The organism is Superficieibacter electus, from assembly GCF_002915575.1.
Lineage (GTDB): Bacteria > Pseudomonadota > Gammaproteobacteria > Enterobacterales > Enterobacteriaceae > Superficieibacter > Superficieibacter electus.
Genome location: NZ_PQGD01000023.1, coordinates 25,324 through 40,218, shown reverse-complemented (window position 1 = coordinate 40,218; position 14,895 = coordinate 25,324). Strand labels below are relative to the sequence as shown.

Below are 14,895 nucleotides of genomic sequence, written 5' to 3'. Positions count from 1 at the left end.
TTTATAGATCACAGGATTAGAAAGATCATCTTTTCTGGCTATCTACAATCGCACTTAATCGCAAAAAAAACACTGAATGCTAAAACATCAAAAAATGCTATCATCCGCTACCTTAGTATCAGGCACCTGCATTTATGGATGAGGACATTGTATGGATCAGGCTGGGATCATTCGCGATCTGCTTACCTGGCTGGAGGGTCATCTTGACCAGCCCCTGGCACTCGATAATGTGGCGGCAAAAGCTGGCTATTCCAAGTGGCATCTGCAAAGGATGTTCAAAGAAGTGACCGGCCATGCCATCGGTGCCTATATTCGTGCGCGCCGTCTGTCCAAATCTGCCGTCGCCTTGCGCCTGACCGCACGCCCAATTCTTGATATTGCGCTTCAGTACCGCTTCGATTCGCAGCAGACTTTCACCCGCGCGTTTAAAAAGCAGTTTACCCTGACGCCTGCACTTTACCGTCGCTCGCCGGACTGGAGTTCATTCGGCATGCGCCCACCGCTGCGCCTGTCTGAATTTAGCATGCCTCACTATGAGTTTGTAACGCTGGAGCCGACTGAGCTGGTAGGGGTAACACAGAGCTATACCTGTAAACTGGAAGAGATTTCAGACTTCCGCAATCAGATGCGTATTCAGTTCTGGCGTGAATTTTTAGGCAACGCGCCCTCTTTGCCACGCATATTGTACGGCCTGCATGAGCCACGACCTAGTATGGAAAAGGACGACGAACAGGAAGTGTTCTATACCACAGCATTAACCGCTGATATGGCCAATGGTCATTTGCATAACGGGCAGTCGGTGAAGCTGGAAGGCGGCGAGTACATTCAGTTTACCTATGATGGCCCGGGGACTGGCTTGCAGGAATTTATCCTTACCGTTTACGGCACCTGTATGCCAATGCTGAATCTGACCCGCCGTAAAGGACAGGATATCGAACGCTTTTTCCCGCAGGACGAAGCGCGGAATCAGGAGCCGCCCATTCAGATCCGTTGCGAATACCTGATTCCGATCCGCCGTTAACGCTGTAATTCATCCAGCGCAGGGGCGTCAAGATGTGAGACATCCCCTGCCGTCTCAACGACCCAGCCCGATGCCAGCCACGGGCTTTGCTGGTAATCAATGCGCGAGATTGAACAGTTACGCAGGCGCAGACGACGTTCCGCCCAGGCCGGCAGGCCGAGAATAGTACTGACCAGGCAGCCCAGTGCCATCCCGTGGCTGACCACCAGCGGACGGCTCCCTTCCGGTAATTCCAGGCATTCTGCCAGCGCCGCGTGCATGCGATCGCTCAGCTCCTGCATCGATTCGCCGTCCGGTATCCGTCCGTCCGACGTCCCGTTGACTAACTGGCGACGCCACGCCTCTTCATCACTGGTCAGCGAATCAATGTGCCGCTCTTCCAGCACGCCCATATCCAGCTCGCGTAAACGAGCGTCCAGTGTAATTTCACAGCCGCAGGCCTCAGCAATGATGGCTGCAGTCTGGCGAGTACGACCTAAATCACTGGAAATGATGTGAGTGATGCCCAGCGCTTTCGCACGTTCTCCCACCTGACGGGCCTGTTGTTCGCCCTTCTCAGTGAGCGGACTGTCAGACTGGCCCTGAATACGCCGCTCGGCGTTCCACTGCGTCTCACCGTGGCGAACAAGGTATACCTGTAACATGTTGTTTATCCGTTATACTGCGATGATATTTTATTAAGAGTTAATGATGATTATGCACAATGTTGTCGTCGCTACCACTAATCCCGCCAAAATTCAGGCAATTCTCCAGGCATTTAACGAGATCTTCGGCGAAAGCATGTGTCACATGGAATCCGCTGTCGTTGACAGCGGCGTGCCCGAGCAACCTTTCGGTAGCGAAGAAACGCGCCGGGGCGCGAGGAACCGGGTGAGCAATGCTCGCCAACAGCATCCTGACGCCGACTTCTGGGTGGCTATTGAAGCTGGCATTGACGAGGACAGCACTTTTAGCTGGGTGGTAATCGAGAGTCGTACTCTGCGCGGGGAAGCGCGCTCTGCCACCCTTCCGCTGCCCGCCGTAATCCTTGAAAAAGTGCGGGCCGGGGCAGCGCTGGGTCCGGTGATGTCACACTATACCGGCATTGATGAGATTGGCCGTAAAGAGGGCGCGATCGGGGTGTTTACCGCCGGAAAACTGACCCGTAGCAGTGTTTACCATCAGGCGGTTATTCTGGCGCTAAGCCCGTTTCACAATGCGGTATACCGGTAACCCCTCGCTTTGCGAGCCGCTACGCAAAAAAATGGCTGATGCAACACGCGCATAAAAAACCTTTCGGCAAGGCTCGCAGAGCCAGCAATGCACGGCTGACGAAAGTGATTAAGCGTTTCAGACTTGACCTGCCAGGAGAAACGGAGCAGGTCAGGATGACAACAAAAGCCACAGTCACACCCCACGATGCTATTTTTAAACAGTTTTTAATGCACCCGGAAACGGCCCGCGATTTCCTGGACATTCACTTGCCGGCAAAACTGCGCGCCATTTGCGACCTTAATTCAATACAACTTGAGTCCGGCAATTTTATTGAAGAAGATCTGAGAGCATATTATTCCGACATCCTCTATTCGTTAAAAATGCAGGGCAACACGGTTTATATTCACGTTCTCATTGAACATCAAAGTTCACCTGATAAACGGATGCCGTATCGGTTAATGCGTTATGCTATTGCCGCCATGCAGCACCACCTTGATGCCGGTTATGAGCAGTTGCCTCTGGTTATTCCAATCCTGTTTTATCAGGGACCGCGTTCGCCCTTGCCTTACTCAATGTGCTGGCTGGATATGTTTCCTGACCCACAGCTTGCAAGAGAAATATACAGTAGCGATTTTCCATTGGTGGACATTACCGTAATGCCTGATGATGAAATTATGTCGCATCGACGCATTGCCATTCTTGAGCTTCTGCAAAAACATATTCGCCAGCGGGATCTCATGCTGCTACTTGAGCAACTGGTCACGCTTTTGCGGCTGGAGTACACTACGGATGAACAATTACGCTCGCTGTTACACTATATGATCTGTAGCGGGCACACCGAGGAACCACAGCTATTTTATCGCGAACTGGCGACTAAAACGCCGCAAGGAGGATCTATGATGACGCTCGCCGAATGGTTTGAACAAAACGGACAGCAGAAAGGGATTCAGGAAGGTATCCAGGAAGGCCGTCAGCAGGGCGAGTCTGCCGAGCGCGTTAAAATCGCCCGTCGGATGCTGGCTAATGGAATGGAACGCGCGGTAGTCGCAGAGCTGACAAAATTATCTGCCGAGGAAGCAGAGCAGCTCTGGCGCTAGCCTGCCACGCGCAGCGTCAGGTCTGGTTTTTTAATAAGGTAGCCTCTAACCACTGGCGCAATTCCAACGGCGCGGATTTAAGACTGTTAGATCCGCGTGTGATAGTGGCAATACCCGCGCCTAACTCATTTTTCAGCTCACGCTGACTCATTTCGCCGCGCAACAACTCTTCAATAATACGAACCCGCGTGCCCAGTGCTTCGCGTTCATCGGGCGTCAGCATCAATTGCAGAAGGGGGATATGCAAATTTTCCGTGCAGGATTGCTGAAGCAGCTCCACAAAACGAAGCCACTCCTGATTGCGCTGCTCGGCCAGAGCCGGAGAATAAGGTGATTGCTGAGTCATGTCACGCCGCCTTGTTATAGCAAGAGATGCCAAAGCACCTCTTGCCTGATGTACTCTTAAACGAGTACAAGCATAACATACCTCACTGGGATCAGTAACGATGTTCCCATTCATCATCGCTGAGAATGTCCGGTTTCTGCCCCATAAAGTAGCGATAGTAAGCGTCATAGGCGAGCACGTTTTTCACGTAGCCACGTGTTTCAGAGAATGGGATGCTTTCCACAAAAGCCACCGCATCAATACGCCCGGCGCTATTACCTACCCAGGTACGCACACGTCCTGGCCCTGCGTTATAGGCGGCTGAAGCAAAAATACGGTTATTGCCAAACTGCTCATAGACATACTGAAGATAGCGGGTGCCAATAGTGATGTTGGTTTCCGGGTCCAGCAACTGACCCTGATTGTTATAACCTGCAATAGAAAACATTTTCACCGTATGCGTGGCCGTTGCAGGCATAATCTGCATCAGGCCGGACGCACCGACCGGGGAGCGGGCCTTCGGATTCCAGGCGCTCTCCTGACGGGCAATGGCCATCGCGTAACTTTGTGGGATTGCTTTGTCGCTGGTATAACGGGCGAAGAGTTCTTTCCACGCCAGCGGGAAACGTTCTTCCAGTTGATCCCACAATTTGCCGGCAATGGTTGCCTGCACGCTCAGATCCCACCATTGATGGTCGAACGCATAACGGGCCAGTTGAGACTGTTCTGTTTTCGTCCGGCTACTGACCAGATTTGCCCATTCGCTGCGAGCGGTGTTATCCAGTCCCCAGTACATCAACTCGCGTACCCGGGCCATTTCTGCCCCCTGAACCACAGCGTTATCAAGATTTCCCGGCGCTTTATCAATCTTAAGTTGATATGCTTCACCCAGCCGGCGAGCAGCGACCATAGGGTAGAATCCGCGTTCCTGCATCAGTGAATGCAGGATCTCTTTGGCTTCCGTATCCCGTCCGCGCTCCAACAGTAAATCAGCCTGCCAGTACCGCCATTCATCTTTCTCTTTCGCTTCCATCGGCAAGCGTGCCAGCCAGGTATTAAGCCCCTTACGATCGCCGGTGCCCAGTGCCATCCGCACGCGGCGCTCCAGCAGCGAAACCGACTGCGAACGCATAATGGCATCATCGCGCCAGCGCGCCTGCTCATCAGTGACATCGTTGCCCATCAGCCGCCAGGCGACAATATCGCGCAACTCCTGAGTCTGTTCTTCATTCAATTCCTGAGCCTGCACCAGTGACGGGATCATCAGACGTGCATTTTCGGCGTCCTGACGCGCAACGCTGGCAAATGCCACTGCAGCCATTTGCCGCGTGAAATCGGTCGCCCCGGTCATACGAGCGAACGTTAATACACTGTCCGGCGCGTTTGCCAGAGACATCACGGCAGTCGAAATGGTCTGATAGTCAGATGGCATCTGTCCGGCGAGCACATTCACCAGTCCGGTGTTCCCGGCTTTCATCGCCAGACGAATACGCTCCAGATACGCACGCGGGTCCTGCGTTCCCGATGCCCGCCATGCACCAAACAGTTTATCGCAGGCGTTTGGCTGGCTTTTTCCGGTTAACCACAACGCTTTTGCGCCGTCCCAGGCCTCCTGTGCCTGTCCGGTATTCCATTTCGCATAATAATAATTGCATTGCGCCTCAGTGGTCCCGGGTTTATCCGGGCTGAAGGCCAGCAACCCGCGCCAGTCTTCACGCCGCGCCAGTTCATTCACGAAGCGCGATTGTAATGTGCGGGCAGGCGGTAAGGTAGGATTGGCCTTAACAAAATTGCTGACCGCAATCGTCGTCTGGTTTTGCAGATCGTCGGTGATCTGGCGGTACTCAAGGTAAGGATAAAGCGGATAGCTCTGTAAGGTGGGCATCAGTTGGTTGACGGTATCCATCTGATGATTATCCCATGCCTGTTTCACCTGGGCATAGCGGTTACGCTGTTCATCCAGTGAATCAGCGTGGACCTGGTAGCTGGCACTCATCAGGCAAGCGCTAACCGCCAGAAGACGCCAGGCTACATCGTTGGCTCTCTTCACAAGCTCTTCCTCTTTTTAATGAATTACTCAGGCAGCATCGTGCCGCGTAAACTGTTTATGCTAATCAGACATTGCGTATTCCGCCACGTTCCGGACAATTTTTTACTTTCGCACTACAGGCTGGTGCGCTGGGATTCAGTCAGGAAAACGGCTACACTTCGCCTTTGAACTCATTACCATAAAAGAGGCGAAGTCCAACGTGGCTCAATTCGTTTATACCATGCATCGTGTCGGCAAAGTGGTTCCGCCGAAACGTCATATTTTGAAAAACATCTCTCTGAGCTTCTTCCCCGGCGCAAAAATTGGTGTACTGGGCCTGAACGGTGCCGGTAAATCCACTCTGCTGCGCATCATGGCCGGTATTGATACCGACATTGAAGGCGAAGCGCGCCCGCAGCCTGGTCTTAAGATTGGCTACCTGCCGCAGGAACCGAAGCTAAACCCGGAACATACCGTTCGTGAATCCGTTGAGGAAGCGGTTGCCGAAGTGGTTAACGCGCTCAAAGGTCTGGATGAAGTGTACGCGATGTACGCCGAGCCGGATGCGGACTTCGACAAGCTCGCGGCACAGCAGGGCAAATTTGAAGAGATTATCCAGGCGCACGACGGCCACAACCTGAACGTCCAGCTAGAGCGCGCTGCCGATGCGTTGCGTCTGCCGGACTGGGATGCCAAAATCGCCAATCTTTCCGGTGGTGAACGCCGTCGCGTAGCGCTGTGCCGCCTGCTGCTGGAAAAACCTGACATGTTGCTGCTCGACGAACCGACCAACCACCTGGATGCAGAATCCGTGGCCTGGCTGGAACGCTTCCTGCACGACTTTGAAGGCACCGTCGTGGCGATCACCCACGACCGTTACTTCCTCGATAACGTCGCTGGATGGATTCTGGAACTTGACCGTGGCGAAGGTATTCCGTGGGAAGGTAACTACTCGTCCTGGCTGGAGCAGAAAGATCAGCGTCTGGCGCAGGAAGCCTCTCAGGAAGCGGCGCGCCGTAAATCCATTGAGAAAGAGCTGGAGTGGGTGCGTCAGGGTGCAAAAGGCCGCCAGTCTAAGGGCAAAGCCCGTCTGGCACGCTTTGAGGAACTGAACAGCACCGAATACCAGAAACGTAACGAAACCAACGAACTGTTTATTCCACCTGGACCGCGTCTGGGCGACAAAGTAGTTGAAGTCAGTAATCTGCGTAAATCCTACGGCGAGCGCCTGCTGATTGACGATCTGAGCTTCTCTGTGCCGAAAGGCGCTATCGTCGGCATCATCGGCCCGAACGGCGCGGGTAAATCGACCCTGTTCCGCATGATGTCCGGCCAGGAACAGCCTGACAGCGGCACCATTACCCTCGGCGCCACCGTCAAGCTGGCATCCGTTGATCAGTTCCGTGATGCGATGGACAACAGCAAAACTGTGTGGGAAGAAGTCTCCGGCGGGCTGGATATCATGAAGATCGGCAATACCGAAATGCCAAGCCGTGCCTATGTTGGTCGCTTTAATTTCAAAGGGGTTGATCAGGGTAAACGCGTGGGCGAGCTGTCCGGCGGTGAGCGCGGTCGTCTGCATCTGGCTAAGCTGCTGCAGGTTGGCGGCAACATGCTGCTGCTCGATGAACCGACCAACGACCTGGACATTGAAACCCTGCGCGCGCTGGAAAACGCCCTGCTGGAATTCCCGGGCTGCGCGATGGTGATCTCGCACGACCGCTGGTTCCTTGACCGTATCGCGACTCACATTCTGGATTACCAGGATGAAGGTAAAGTCGAATTCTTTGAAGGTAACTTTACCGAGTACGAAGAATATAAGAAACGCACGCTTGGCGCGGACGCGCTTGAGCCGAAACGTATCAAGTACAAACGCATCGCGAAGTAGTTGCTATAAGCGAGTGGCTCTGCCACTCGCATTATAATTCCTTCAAAATCATTTCAACAAATTTAATAATATTCCCCAGCATAATCACACAGCACATTATTTATACTTAATGCTGTGTTTCATGCTATTGCTATTTCAGCTGCAAATGTAACTCATGCCTGTAAAAATTAGTGCACTCATTGTTATTGAGAAGCCTTATAGGTTGTGTTAGAAATACCGCGTCCTTACAAAATAATATTATTTTGGCACCTCTCCTTGACCATACCACGGCAGAAATTTATTAATGGCGATTATCTATGGAATGGAAATTATCGCGCACCAGAATATATAGGGAATGAGATGATGTATTACACCTCGCTTCATGCGCACCACAAAAAAGTGAATGAGTTGCATAAATTGCCTCTCATTCATTATGACAATTAATTTGGCATTAAATATAGCTCATGAATATAAAACGTGCGGTTCCTGCGCAGGCATGTAGTAAAATACGTACTACTCTGCGCACCCTCCTGAACAACGTGTGGAAAATCAATTTGCAGCGCCAGCTGTGGAAAATGATTATTGCCACACCAATGTGTCTGCTCATTCTTTATCTGGTGATCTTTAGCCAGCCACGTTATATGAGCGAATCTAAAGTTGCGGTAAAGCGGCCGAATGAAATCGATAGTTCCAGCCTGAATGTGGGTCTGCTATTGGGTGCGACTAACCCCTCCTCCGCAGAAGATTCCCTCTATTTGAAAGAATATATCAATTCACCCGATATGCTGATGGCGCTGGATAAACACCTGAATTTCCATCAGGCCTTCAGCCAGAGCGGATGGGACCTTTTTTACCACCTCCCGGACGATGCCACTACGGAAGAGTTTCTCGACTACTACCGCAGTCGTATTTCTATCGCCTATGACGAGAAATCAGGCCTGCTGGATATCCAGACACAGGGCTTTACCCCGGAGTTTGCCCAGGCGTTTAACCTTGCCGTACTGAAAGAGTCTGAGCGCTTTATTAATGAACTTTCTCACCGCATTTCTCGCGAGCAAATGCAGTTTGCGGAAGACGAGGTGCAAGAAACTCGTGAGCGGCTAAATGAAACTAAAAAACAGCTTCTCGCCTATCAGAATAAAAACAATATTCTCGACCCCACGGCCTCTGCCGAGGCAGCCACCACGCTGGTCAATACGCTGATTGCGAAGAAAATCGAGATGGAAGCCGACCTGCGCAACCTGCTGACCTATTTACGGGCTGATGCGCCACAAGTTGTCAGTACTAAAAACGCGATTAAATCCCTTCAGTCTCAAATCGATGAAGAACAAAGCAAAATTACTGCACCGGAGGGCAAAAAGCTCAACAGCATGGCCGTGGATTTTGAAGAGATAAAAGGCAAGGTCGCCTTTGATACCGATCTCTACGCGCTGGCGCTAAAAGCGCTTGAGAAAACCCGAATGGAGAGCTCGCGCAAGCTGAAAACGCTGGCAGTGATCAGCTCACCGCAGCGTCCACAGGAGTCATCGTTTCCCAATGTACCTTATTTATTGATCAGCTGGTTACTGGTATGCGGGCTGCTGTTTGGTACCGCCAAACTGCTACTGGGCATCATTGAAGACCATAAAGACTGACGTCGTGGGCCATTTTTAACAGAGTGCATTATGAAATTAATGAAATCCATATTTCTGCTCGCATTGTTTCACGTTGGGCAGGCTTTAGCTATTGAAGTGACCGGTGACCCGCAGTTGACTGGTGCAGCCCCGCTATCTCCTTTACTCATCGGGCAAAAAGCGGCGCAGGCCAATAATGGTTTTGACAATACGCCTCCTGCCCTTGAAGCACCGGTAATGAGCCGGATGTTTGGTGCGCAGCTTTTTAACGGTAGTACTGCTGACAGTGGAGCCACCATCGGCTTTAACCCGGGCTATGTGGTTTCGCTGGGCGATACCATTCAGGTACGTCTGTGGGGCGCGTTTAACTTTGACGGCGCGCTGCCGGTTGACCCAAAGGGCAATATCTTTGTGCCAAATATCGGGCCACTGAAAGTGGCCGGGGTGCCGAACGGTCAGCTTAACGCGCTGGTCACCGCTAAAGTCAAAGAGGTTTATCAATCCAACGTTAACGTGTATGCCTCTCTGCTGCAGGCGCAGCCGGTCAAGGTCTTTGTTACGGGCTATGTCAGAAATCCCGGCCTTTACGGTGGCGTGGCATCTGACTCTCTGCTCTCTTATCTGAGCAAAGCGGGTGGCGTGGACAGCGAACGTGGCAGCTACGTTGACATCACTATTAAACGCGGAAAATCCACCCGCGCGCGCATTAACCTTTATGACTTCCTGCTCAACGGCACACTGAGTCTGTCGCAGTTCGCTGATGGCGATACTATCGTCGTCGGCCCGCGTAAATACACCTTCAGCGTGGAGGGCGACGTCTATAACAGTTATGACTTTGAATTTGCCAGTAGCGCCATCCCGGTTGACGAAGCATTAAGCTGGGCGCGACCTAAACCTGGTGCAACCCACTTCACCATCGTGCGCCAGCAGGGCACCATGAAACGCACGGAGTATTACCCGCTAAGCAGCTCCTCCGGGCGAACCTTGCAGGATGGCGACAAACTTATTGTTAGCTCCGATCGCTATGCTGGCACCATTCAGGTACGTATTGAGGGAGCACACTCCGGTGAGCACGCGCTGGTATTACCTTACGGTGCCACCATGAAGCAGGTCCTGACACAGCTGCGGCCAAACAGCATGTCGCAGATGAACAGTATTCAGCTTTATCGCCACTCTGTCGCCCTCCGGCAAAAAGAAATGCTCAATCTTGAACTGCAAAAGCTGGAGCAGGCTTCGCTGTCTTCACAGTCGTCTACTCAGGAAGAAGCACAGCTTCGCATGCAGGAAGCGCAACTGGTGAGCCGCTTTGTCACTAAAGCACGTCAGGTCGTGCCAAAAGGCCAGGTGGTGCTCAACGAGAAGAATCTCGATTCCGTTCTGCTGGAAGATGGTGACGTGATTAGCATTCCGGAGAAAACGTCGCTGGTGATGGTGCACGGCGAAGTGCTATTCCCCAACGCCATCAGTTGGGAAGAAAAACTCGATGTCGACGACTACATCAAAAAATGCGGCGGCCTGACACAAAAATCCGGGCAGTCGAAAATCATCGTTATCCACCAGGATGGTTCTGCCATGGATGCTGATGATGTCGATGCGCTGGCTGCGGGTGACGAAATCATGGTTCTGCCGAAATATGAGTCCAAGAACATCGAAGTGACGCGCGGCATTTCGACCATCCTTTACCAACTGGCGGTCGCGGCGAAAGTCATCGTCGATCTCTAACGTACATATGCAGGGAGCATTATGATCGGTGTCTATTCCGGGGGGATATGGAAAATCCCCCACCTGAATCAGCTCATTGGCAGACCGTGTTGTAAGCTCTCGGTTCGCAGCGCGGTTCCCGGCGACGTAGTCGCCATTGCCGTATGGGGGATGAAGGAGAATACCGCTCTGCCTGCAGCAAAAGCACGGGCGGCGAATGTGCCGCTTCTGCGCCTGGAGGATGGCTTCATTCGCTCTTCCGGACTGGGCGTCAACGGTCATCCACCGCTCTCCATGGTAGTTGATGATTTAGGGATTTACTATGATGCCAGCCACCCCAGCCGACTGGAGAAATTAATCCAGCAAGAAGTCCATGAAAACGCCTGTTCGCAACAGGCGCAATCGGCTATTAACGTGATCGTGGCTGGCGATCTCTCAAAATATAACCATGCACAACCCTTCTCCGCCGCCAGTCACCAGCAACCCTTTGTACTGGTGGTAGACCAGACGCACGGTGATGTCTCGATAACCCTGGGCGGAGCATCAGTGAAAAGCTTTCACGATATGCTCGCCGCTGCCTGTGAAGAAAACCCCAATGACGAGATCTGGGTTAAAACGCATCCCGACGTTCTGAGCGGTAAAAAGCAGGGGCACTTTTTGGGCAATTTCAGCGAACCGCGTATCCGTCTTTTCTCGCAGGATGTCAGCCCCCAGTCACTGCTGCGCTACGCTAAACGGGTCTATACGGTTTCCTCTCAGTACGGTATTGAAGCCCTGATGGCCGGGAAAACCGTCACCTGCTTCGGCCTGCCATGGTATGCCGGCTGGGGGTTAACCGACGATCGTCATCCTCTGGCAGAGTCGCTTGCGAGCAGGCGTGGCCACGCAACGCTCCTACAACTGGTCGGCGCGGCGCTGCTACGTTACTGCCACTATATCAACCCCACTACCCGTAAGCGAGGCACGCTGTTTGACGTGCTGCAGACGTTACAACTGCAGCGCCAGCATATGATTTCATGCAGCGGGCATCTTTGGGCCCCCGGGCTGACGCTATGGAAGAGGGCGCTCATGCAAACCTTCCTGAATACGCCACAAAACCGGGTGAGTTTCAACAAACAATCTCCTACAGCCACCGCTTGCGTAGTGTGGGGCGTCAACGGTGAAGCGCGATTCAATCAGGCGGCGCACGTACAAAACATTCCGATCTGGCGTATGGAAGACGGTTTTTTACGTTCGTCCGGCTTAGGTTCAGACCTGCTGATGCCACTTTCTCTGGTGCTGGATAAAACCGGGATCTACTACGATGCCCGACGCGCCAGCGATCTCGAAACGTTGCTTAATCACTCAACGCTGTGTGCCGTCGAGCACGCCCGGGCACTTGCACTTCAGCAAACGCTGGTGAACAGCAAGCTCAGCAAATATAACCTGGGTAAACAATGGCGATGCCCCTCTGCGGCGACTGGAAAGCGCATTCTGCTGGTGCCAGGCCAGGTTGAAAACGACGCTTCCATAGCTACGGGCACCGTCGGCATTCAAAGCAATCTGGCGCTACTGCGCACCGTGCGTGAGCGCAACCCGGATGCCTTCATCATCTATAAACCGCACCCGGATGTACTGGCAGGTAATCGTCCCGGCCACATTGACGCCAGTGAAATGGCGCGGCTGTCAGATTGTGTGGCAATGGATGCCGACATCATCGACTGCATTATCAGCTGCGATGAGCTGCACACGATGACCTCACTTTCAGGGTTTGAAGCACTAATGCATGGCAAAACCGTGCACTGCTACGGCCTGCCGTTTTATGCGGGATGGGGCTTAACGCAGGATGAATATGTTTGCCCGCGCCGCAACCGCAAGCTGGCGCTGGCCGACCTGATCTATCAGACACTAATAGTTTACCCCATCTACATCCATCCGCAGGAGAAGCGCGTGATCCCTGTGGAAGCGGCAGCTCAGTGGCTCATGGCGCAGACGAGGCCAGGAAAAAAAACACATCGCATCACCAGATGGTGGCGTAAGGCCACGAATCTTTATCGGGTAATACTCAATTAATAAGCGAGGGCTGAGGCATGGACAGCACAGCAATGAGCAAATTACTGGCAGGTAAGCGTTATCTGCTTTTACAAGGGCCAATGGGACCATTTTTTGCCGATCTGGCCGAGTGGCTGGAGAGCAAAGGCCGTGAAGCCGTAAACGTTGTGTTTAACGGTGGCGATCGCTTTTATTGCCGCCGCCGGCCAATGCTGCACTATAACCAAACTCCCGAACATTTTGCCCACTGGCTGAAAGAAACGTGGAAAAAATACCCCTTCGATACGCTGGTGTGCTTTGGCGATTGCCGTCCCCTTCACCAGGCAGCTCGTCAATGGGCGCAGGCCAAAGGGCTGCGTTTTCTGGCTTTTGAGGAAGGCTACCTGCGCCCACACTTTATTACCCTGGAGGAAGGCGGCGTAAACGCGTATTCCTCCCTGCCTCGTGACCCGGAGTTTTATCGCCACCTGCCGGACGTGCCGCAGCGCCCTATCCAGCCGCTAAAGCCTTCGACCTGGTTACGCTACTGGCATGCAACATGGTATTACCTGGAAGGCTGGTTTCATCGCCGCCATTACCCGCTTTACCGCCACCACAAATCATTCTCACCGTGGTATGAAATGCGTTGCTGGCTCCGCGCCTGGCGGCGTAAACACTGGTACGCGCTGAAGGAACATAGCGTGTTGCCACGGCTGCAAACGCAGCTGGATAAACGCTATTATCTTGCTATTTTGCAGGTATATAACGACAGTCAGATCCGCAACCACAGCGGCTATGCCGACGTACGTGATTATATCAATGATGTGATGTACTCCTTTGCGACCAAAGCGCCTGCAACTAAATTTCTGGTATTCAAGCACCATCCCATGGATCGGGGCCACCGTCTGTATCGGCCCCTGATCAATAAGCTCAGTAAAAAATATGGGATTCGTAACCGGGTGATTTATGTGCATGATTTACCAATGCCGGAGATGCTCAAGCACGCGAAAGCCGTGGTGACAATTAACAGCACGGCGGGTTTGTCTGCGTTAATTCATAACAAACCGCTGAAGGTGATGGGCGATGCCCTGTACGATATGAAAGGATTAACGTATCAGGGGCATCTGCACCAGTTCTGGATGGCGGATTTTAAGCCGGATATGAAGTTACTGACGAAGTTCCGCGGGTATTTGCTGGAGACTACGCAGATTAATGCGGTGTTTTATGGGAATGAAAATTATGGAAGGATAATGGTTAATAAAGCAAACCAGTTTGACGAGTCAACTTCGAAAACAGTAATTTATAAGCCCAAATAAAGTCTTATTGCATTAGTATTTAATGAGGGCTATTAAACTTATCACAAAAATATGCGTAAAATTGCAACTAATTTAATATTTTTATAATTAAATTAGTTTGCGATCCCAAATAATATTTCCTTTTAAAAACCTTACTGGGCATCCAGCATATACTGAAGACTCTTCATCTAACCTTCCTAAAACCAAAGACTTTGCTCCAATAACACAACCACGCGGTATTTCAGAGCCTTTATTTAAGGTTACCCCCTCACCGATCCAAACATGATCTTTAACAAAGATATCTTTTGCTTTATTTACTCGTACATTATTTTCCAGGTCGATGATAGAGTGTTCATCCGACGTTCTAATGATAACCCCACTAGAAAACATACAATCATCGCCAATAACTATTGAACAACCTTCAAGTGCAAATAAGTGAGCAGCAACGAAAGTTGTTCTTTGACCGATTACAATGGTTGAATTTTCTTGCCTTATATGAATAGAACCTCTTAAATTACAGCTCCTCTTTATATGTAAATAACCATTTTCCCCAGACATATTAATAGTTATATTTCTCAGAATGACACCATCCTCAATATTTATTCTATGCCCCTGCCCTTCAATATTAAAATTTACTGTTTCAGCTATATGTGCCGTTGTCGCAACATTAATAGTTGCACGTTCAGAAAAGGAATTAAATATTTTATCCACTTATCCCTCTTGAGATTAAATGTAAATTTAAA

Annotated in this window: 12 protein-coding genes; 8 read left to right on the top strand and 4 right to left on the bottom strand. The window is 51.6% G+C overall.

Translation table 11 applies throughout. From position 1 onward, the window contains the following. Positions 1–151 precede the first annotated feature (151 nt). On the top strand, positions 152–1,021 hold the full coding sequence (gene robA, locus CHU32_RS22670; protein ID WP_103678346.1) for an MDR efflux pump AcrAB transcriptional activator RobA: 870 nt from the start codon (positions 152–154) through the stop codon (positions 1,019–1,021). Here the strand turns inward: robA and gpmB are convergent. Then, positions 1,018–1,665, bottom strand: a complete 648-nt coding sequence (gene gpmB, locus CHU32_RS22665; RefSeq protein WP_103678347.1) for a 2,3-diphosphoglycerate-dependent phosphoglycerate mutase GpmB — start codon at positions 1,663–1,665, stop codon at positions 1,018–1,020. The genes robA and gpmB overlap by 4 nt on opposite strands. Positions 1,666–1,717: 52 nt before the next feature. On the opposite strand from gpmB, the gene yjjX reads away from it, so the two are divergent. Both yjjX and CHU32_RS22655 read left to right on the top strand, forming a co-directional pair. After that, positions 1,718–2,233 carry an inosine/xanthosine triphosphatase gene (gene yjjX, locus CHU32_RS22660; RefSeq protein WP_103678384.1) on the top strand — a complete coding sequence of 172 codons (516 nt, stop codon included), beginning with the start codon at positions 1,718–1,720 and terminating at the stop codon, positions 2,231–2,233. Positions 2,234–2,388: 155 nt separating this feature from the next. Beyond that, on the top strand, positions 2,389–3,312 hold the full coding sequence (locus tag CHU32_RS22655) for an Rpn family recombination-promoting nuclease/putative transposase (RefSeq protein WP_103678348.1): 924 nt from the start codon (positions 2,389–2,391) through the stop codon (positions 3,310–3,312). A gap of 16 nt (positions 3,313–3,328) precedes the next feature. Here CHU32_RS22655 and trpR read toward each other — a convergent pair whose 3' ends face one another. After that, entirely contained in the window at positions 3,329–3,658 is a 330-nt protein-coding gene (gene trpR, locus CHU32_RS22650) for a trp operon repressor (RefSeq protein ID WP_103678349.1), read from the bottom strand. Between the two features lie 91 nt (positions 3,659–3,749). After that, on the bottom strand, positions 3,750–5,687 hold the full coding sequence (sltY, locus tag CHU32_RS22645) for a murein transglycosylase (RefSeq protein WP_103678350.1): 1,938 nt from the start codon (positions 5,685–5,687) through the stop codon (positions 3,750–3,752). Positions 5,688–5,886: 199 nt separating this feature from the next. Here sltY and ettA point away from each other — a divergent pair, with 199 nt between their 5' ends. From ettA to CHU32_RS22615, 5 genes are all read left to right on the top strand, one after another. Further along, positions 5,887–7,554: an energy-dependent translational throttle protein EttA gene (gene ettA / locus CHU32_RS22635; protein ID WP_103750933.1), complete on the top strand. Its 1,668-nt coding sequence runs from the start codon at positions 5,887–5,889 to the stop codon at positions 7,552–7,554. 443 nt (positions 7,555–7,997) lie between these two features. Then, complete coding sequence (locus CHU32_RS22630; protein WP_425444907.1) at positions 7,998–9,167, top strand: capsule biosynthesis protein; 1,170 nt, start codon at positions 7,998–8,000, stop codon at positions 9,165–9,167. Positions 9,168–9,197: 30 nt separating this feature from the next. Then, a complete protein-coding gene (locus CHU32_RS22625) occupies positions 9,198–10,868 on the top strand; it encodes a polysaccharide biosynthesis/export family protein (RefSeq protein ID WP_133159291.1) in 1,671 nt (556 codons plus the stop codon). A gap of 21 nt (positions 10,869–10,889) precedes the next feature. Next, complete coding sequence (locus CHU32_RS22620; RefSeq protein WP_103678353.1) at positions 10,890–12,899, top strand: capsular polysaccharide biosynthesis protein; 2,010 nt, start codon at positions 10,890–10,892, stop codon at positions 12,897–12,899. 17 nt (positions 12,900–12,916) lie between these two features. Then, complete coding sequence (locus tag CHU32_RS22615; protein WP_103678354.1) at positions 12,917–14,173, top strand: capsule biosynthesis protein; 1,257 nt, start codon at positions 12,917–12,919, stop codon at positions 14,171–14,173. Between the two features lie 87 nt (positions 14,174–14,260). Here the strand turns inward: CHU32_RS22615 and CHU32_RS22610 are convergent, their stop codons facing one another. Beyond that, entirely contained in the window at positions 14,261–14,863 is a 603-nt protein-coding gene (locus tag CHU32_RS22610; RefSeq protein ID WP_103678355.1) for an acyltransferase, read from the bottom strand. Between the last annotated feature and the right edge of the window lie 32 nt (positions 14,864–14,895).

Excerpts from the sequence above, each read along its gene's own strand:
- CHU32_RS22630 (WP_425444907.1), top strand. The coding sequence starts at position 7,998 with ATGAATATAAAACGTGCGGTTCCTGCGCAGGCATGTAGTAAAATACGT.
- CHU32_RS22625 (WP_133159291.1), top strand. The coding sequence starts at position 9,198 with ATGAAATTAATGAAATCCATATTTCTGCTCGCATTGTTTCACGTTGGG.
- CHU32_RS22615 (WP_103678354.1), top strand. The coding sequence starts at position 12,917 with ATGGACAGCACAGCAATGAGCAAATTACTGGCAGGTAAGCGTTATCTG.
- yjjX (WP_103678384.1), top strand. The coding sequence starts at position 1,718 with ATGCACAATGTTGTCGTCGCTACCACTAATCCCGCCAAAATTCAGGCA.
- gpmB (WP_103678347.1), bottom strand. The coding sequence starts at position 1,665 with ATGTTACAGGTATACCTTGTTCGCCACGGTGAGACGCAGTGGAACGCC.
- CHU32_RS22620 (WP_103678353.1), top strand. The coding sequence starts at position 10,890 with ATGATCGGTGTCTATTCCGGGGGGATATGGAAAATCCCCCACCTGAAT.
- robA (WP_103678346.1), top strand. The coding sequence starts at position 152 with ATGGATCAGGCTGGGATCATTCGCGATCTGCTTACCTGGCTGGAGGGT.
- CHU32_RS22655 (WP_103678348.1), top strand. The coding sequence starts at position 2,389 with ATGACAACAAAAGCCACAGTCACACCCCACGATGCTATTTTTAAACAG.
- trpR (WP_103678349.1), bottom strand. The coding sequence starts at position 3,658 with ATGACTCAGCAATCACCTTATTCTCCGGCTCTGGCCGAGCAGCGCAAT.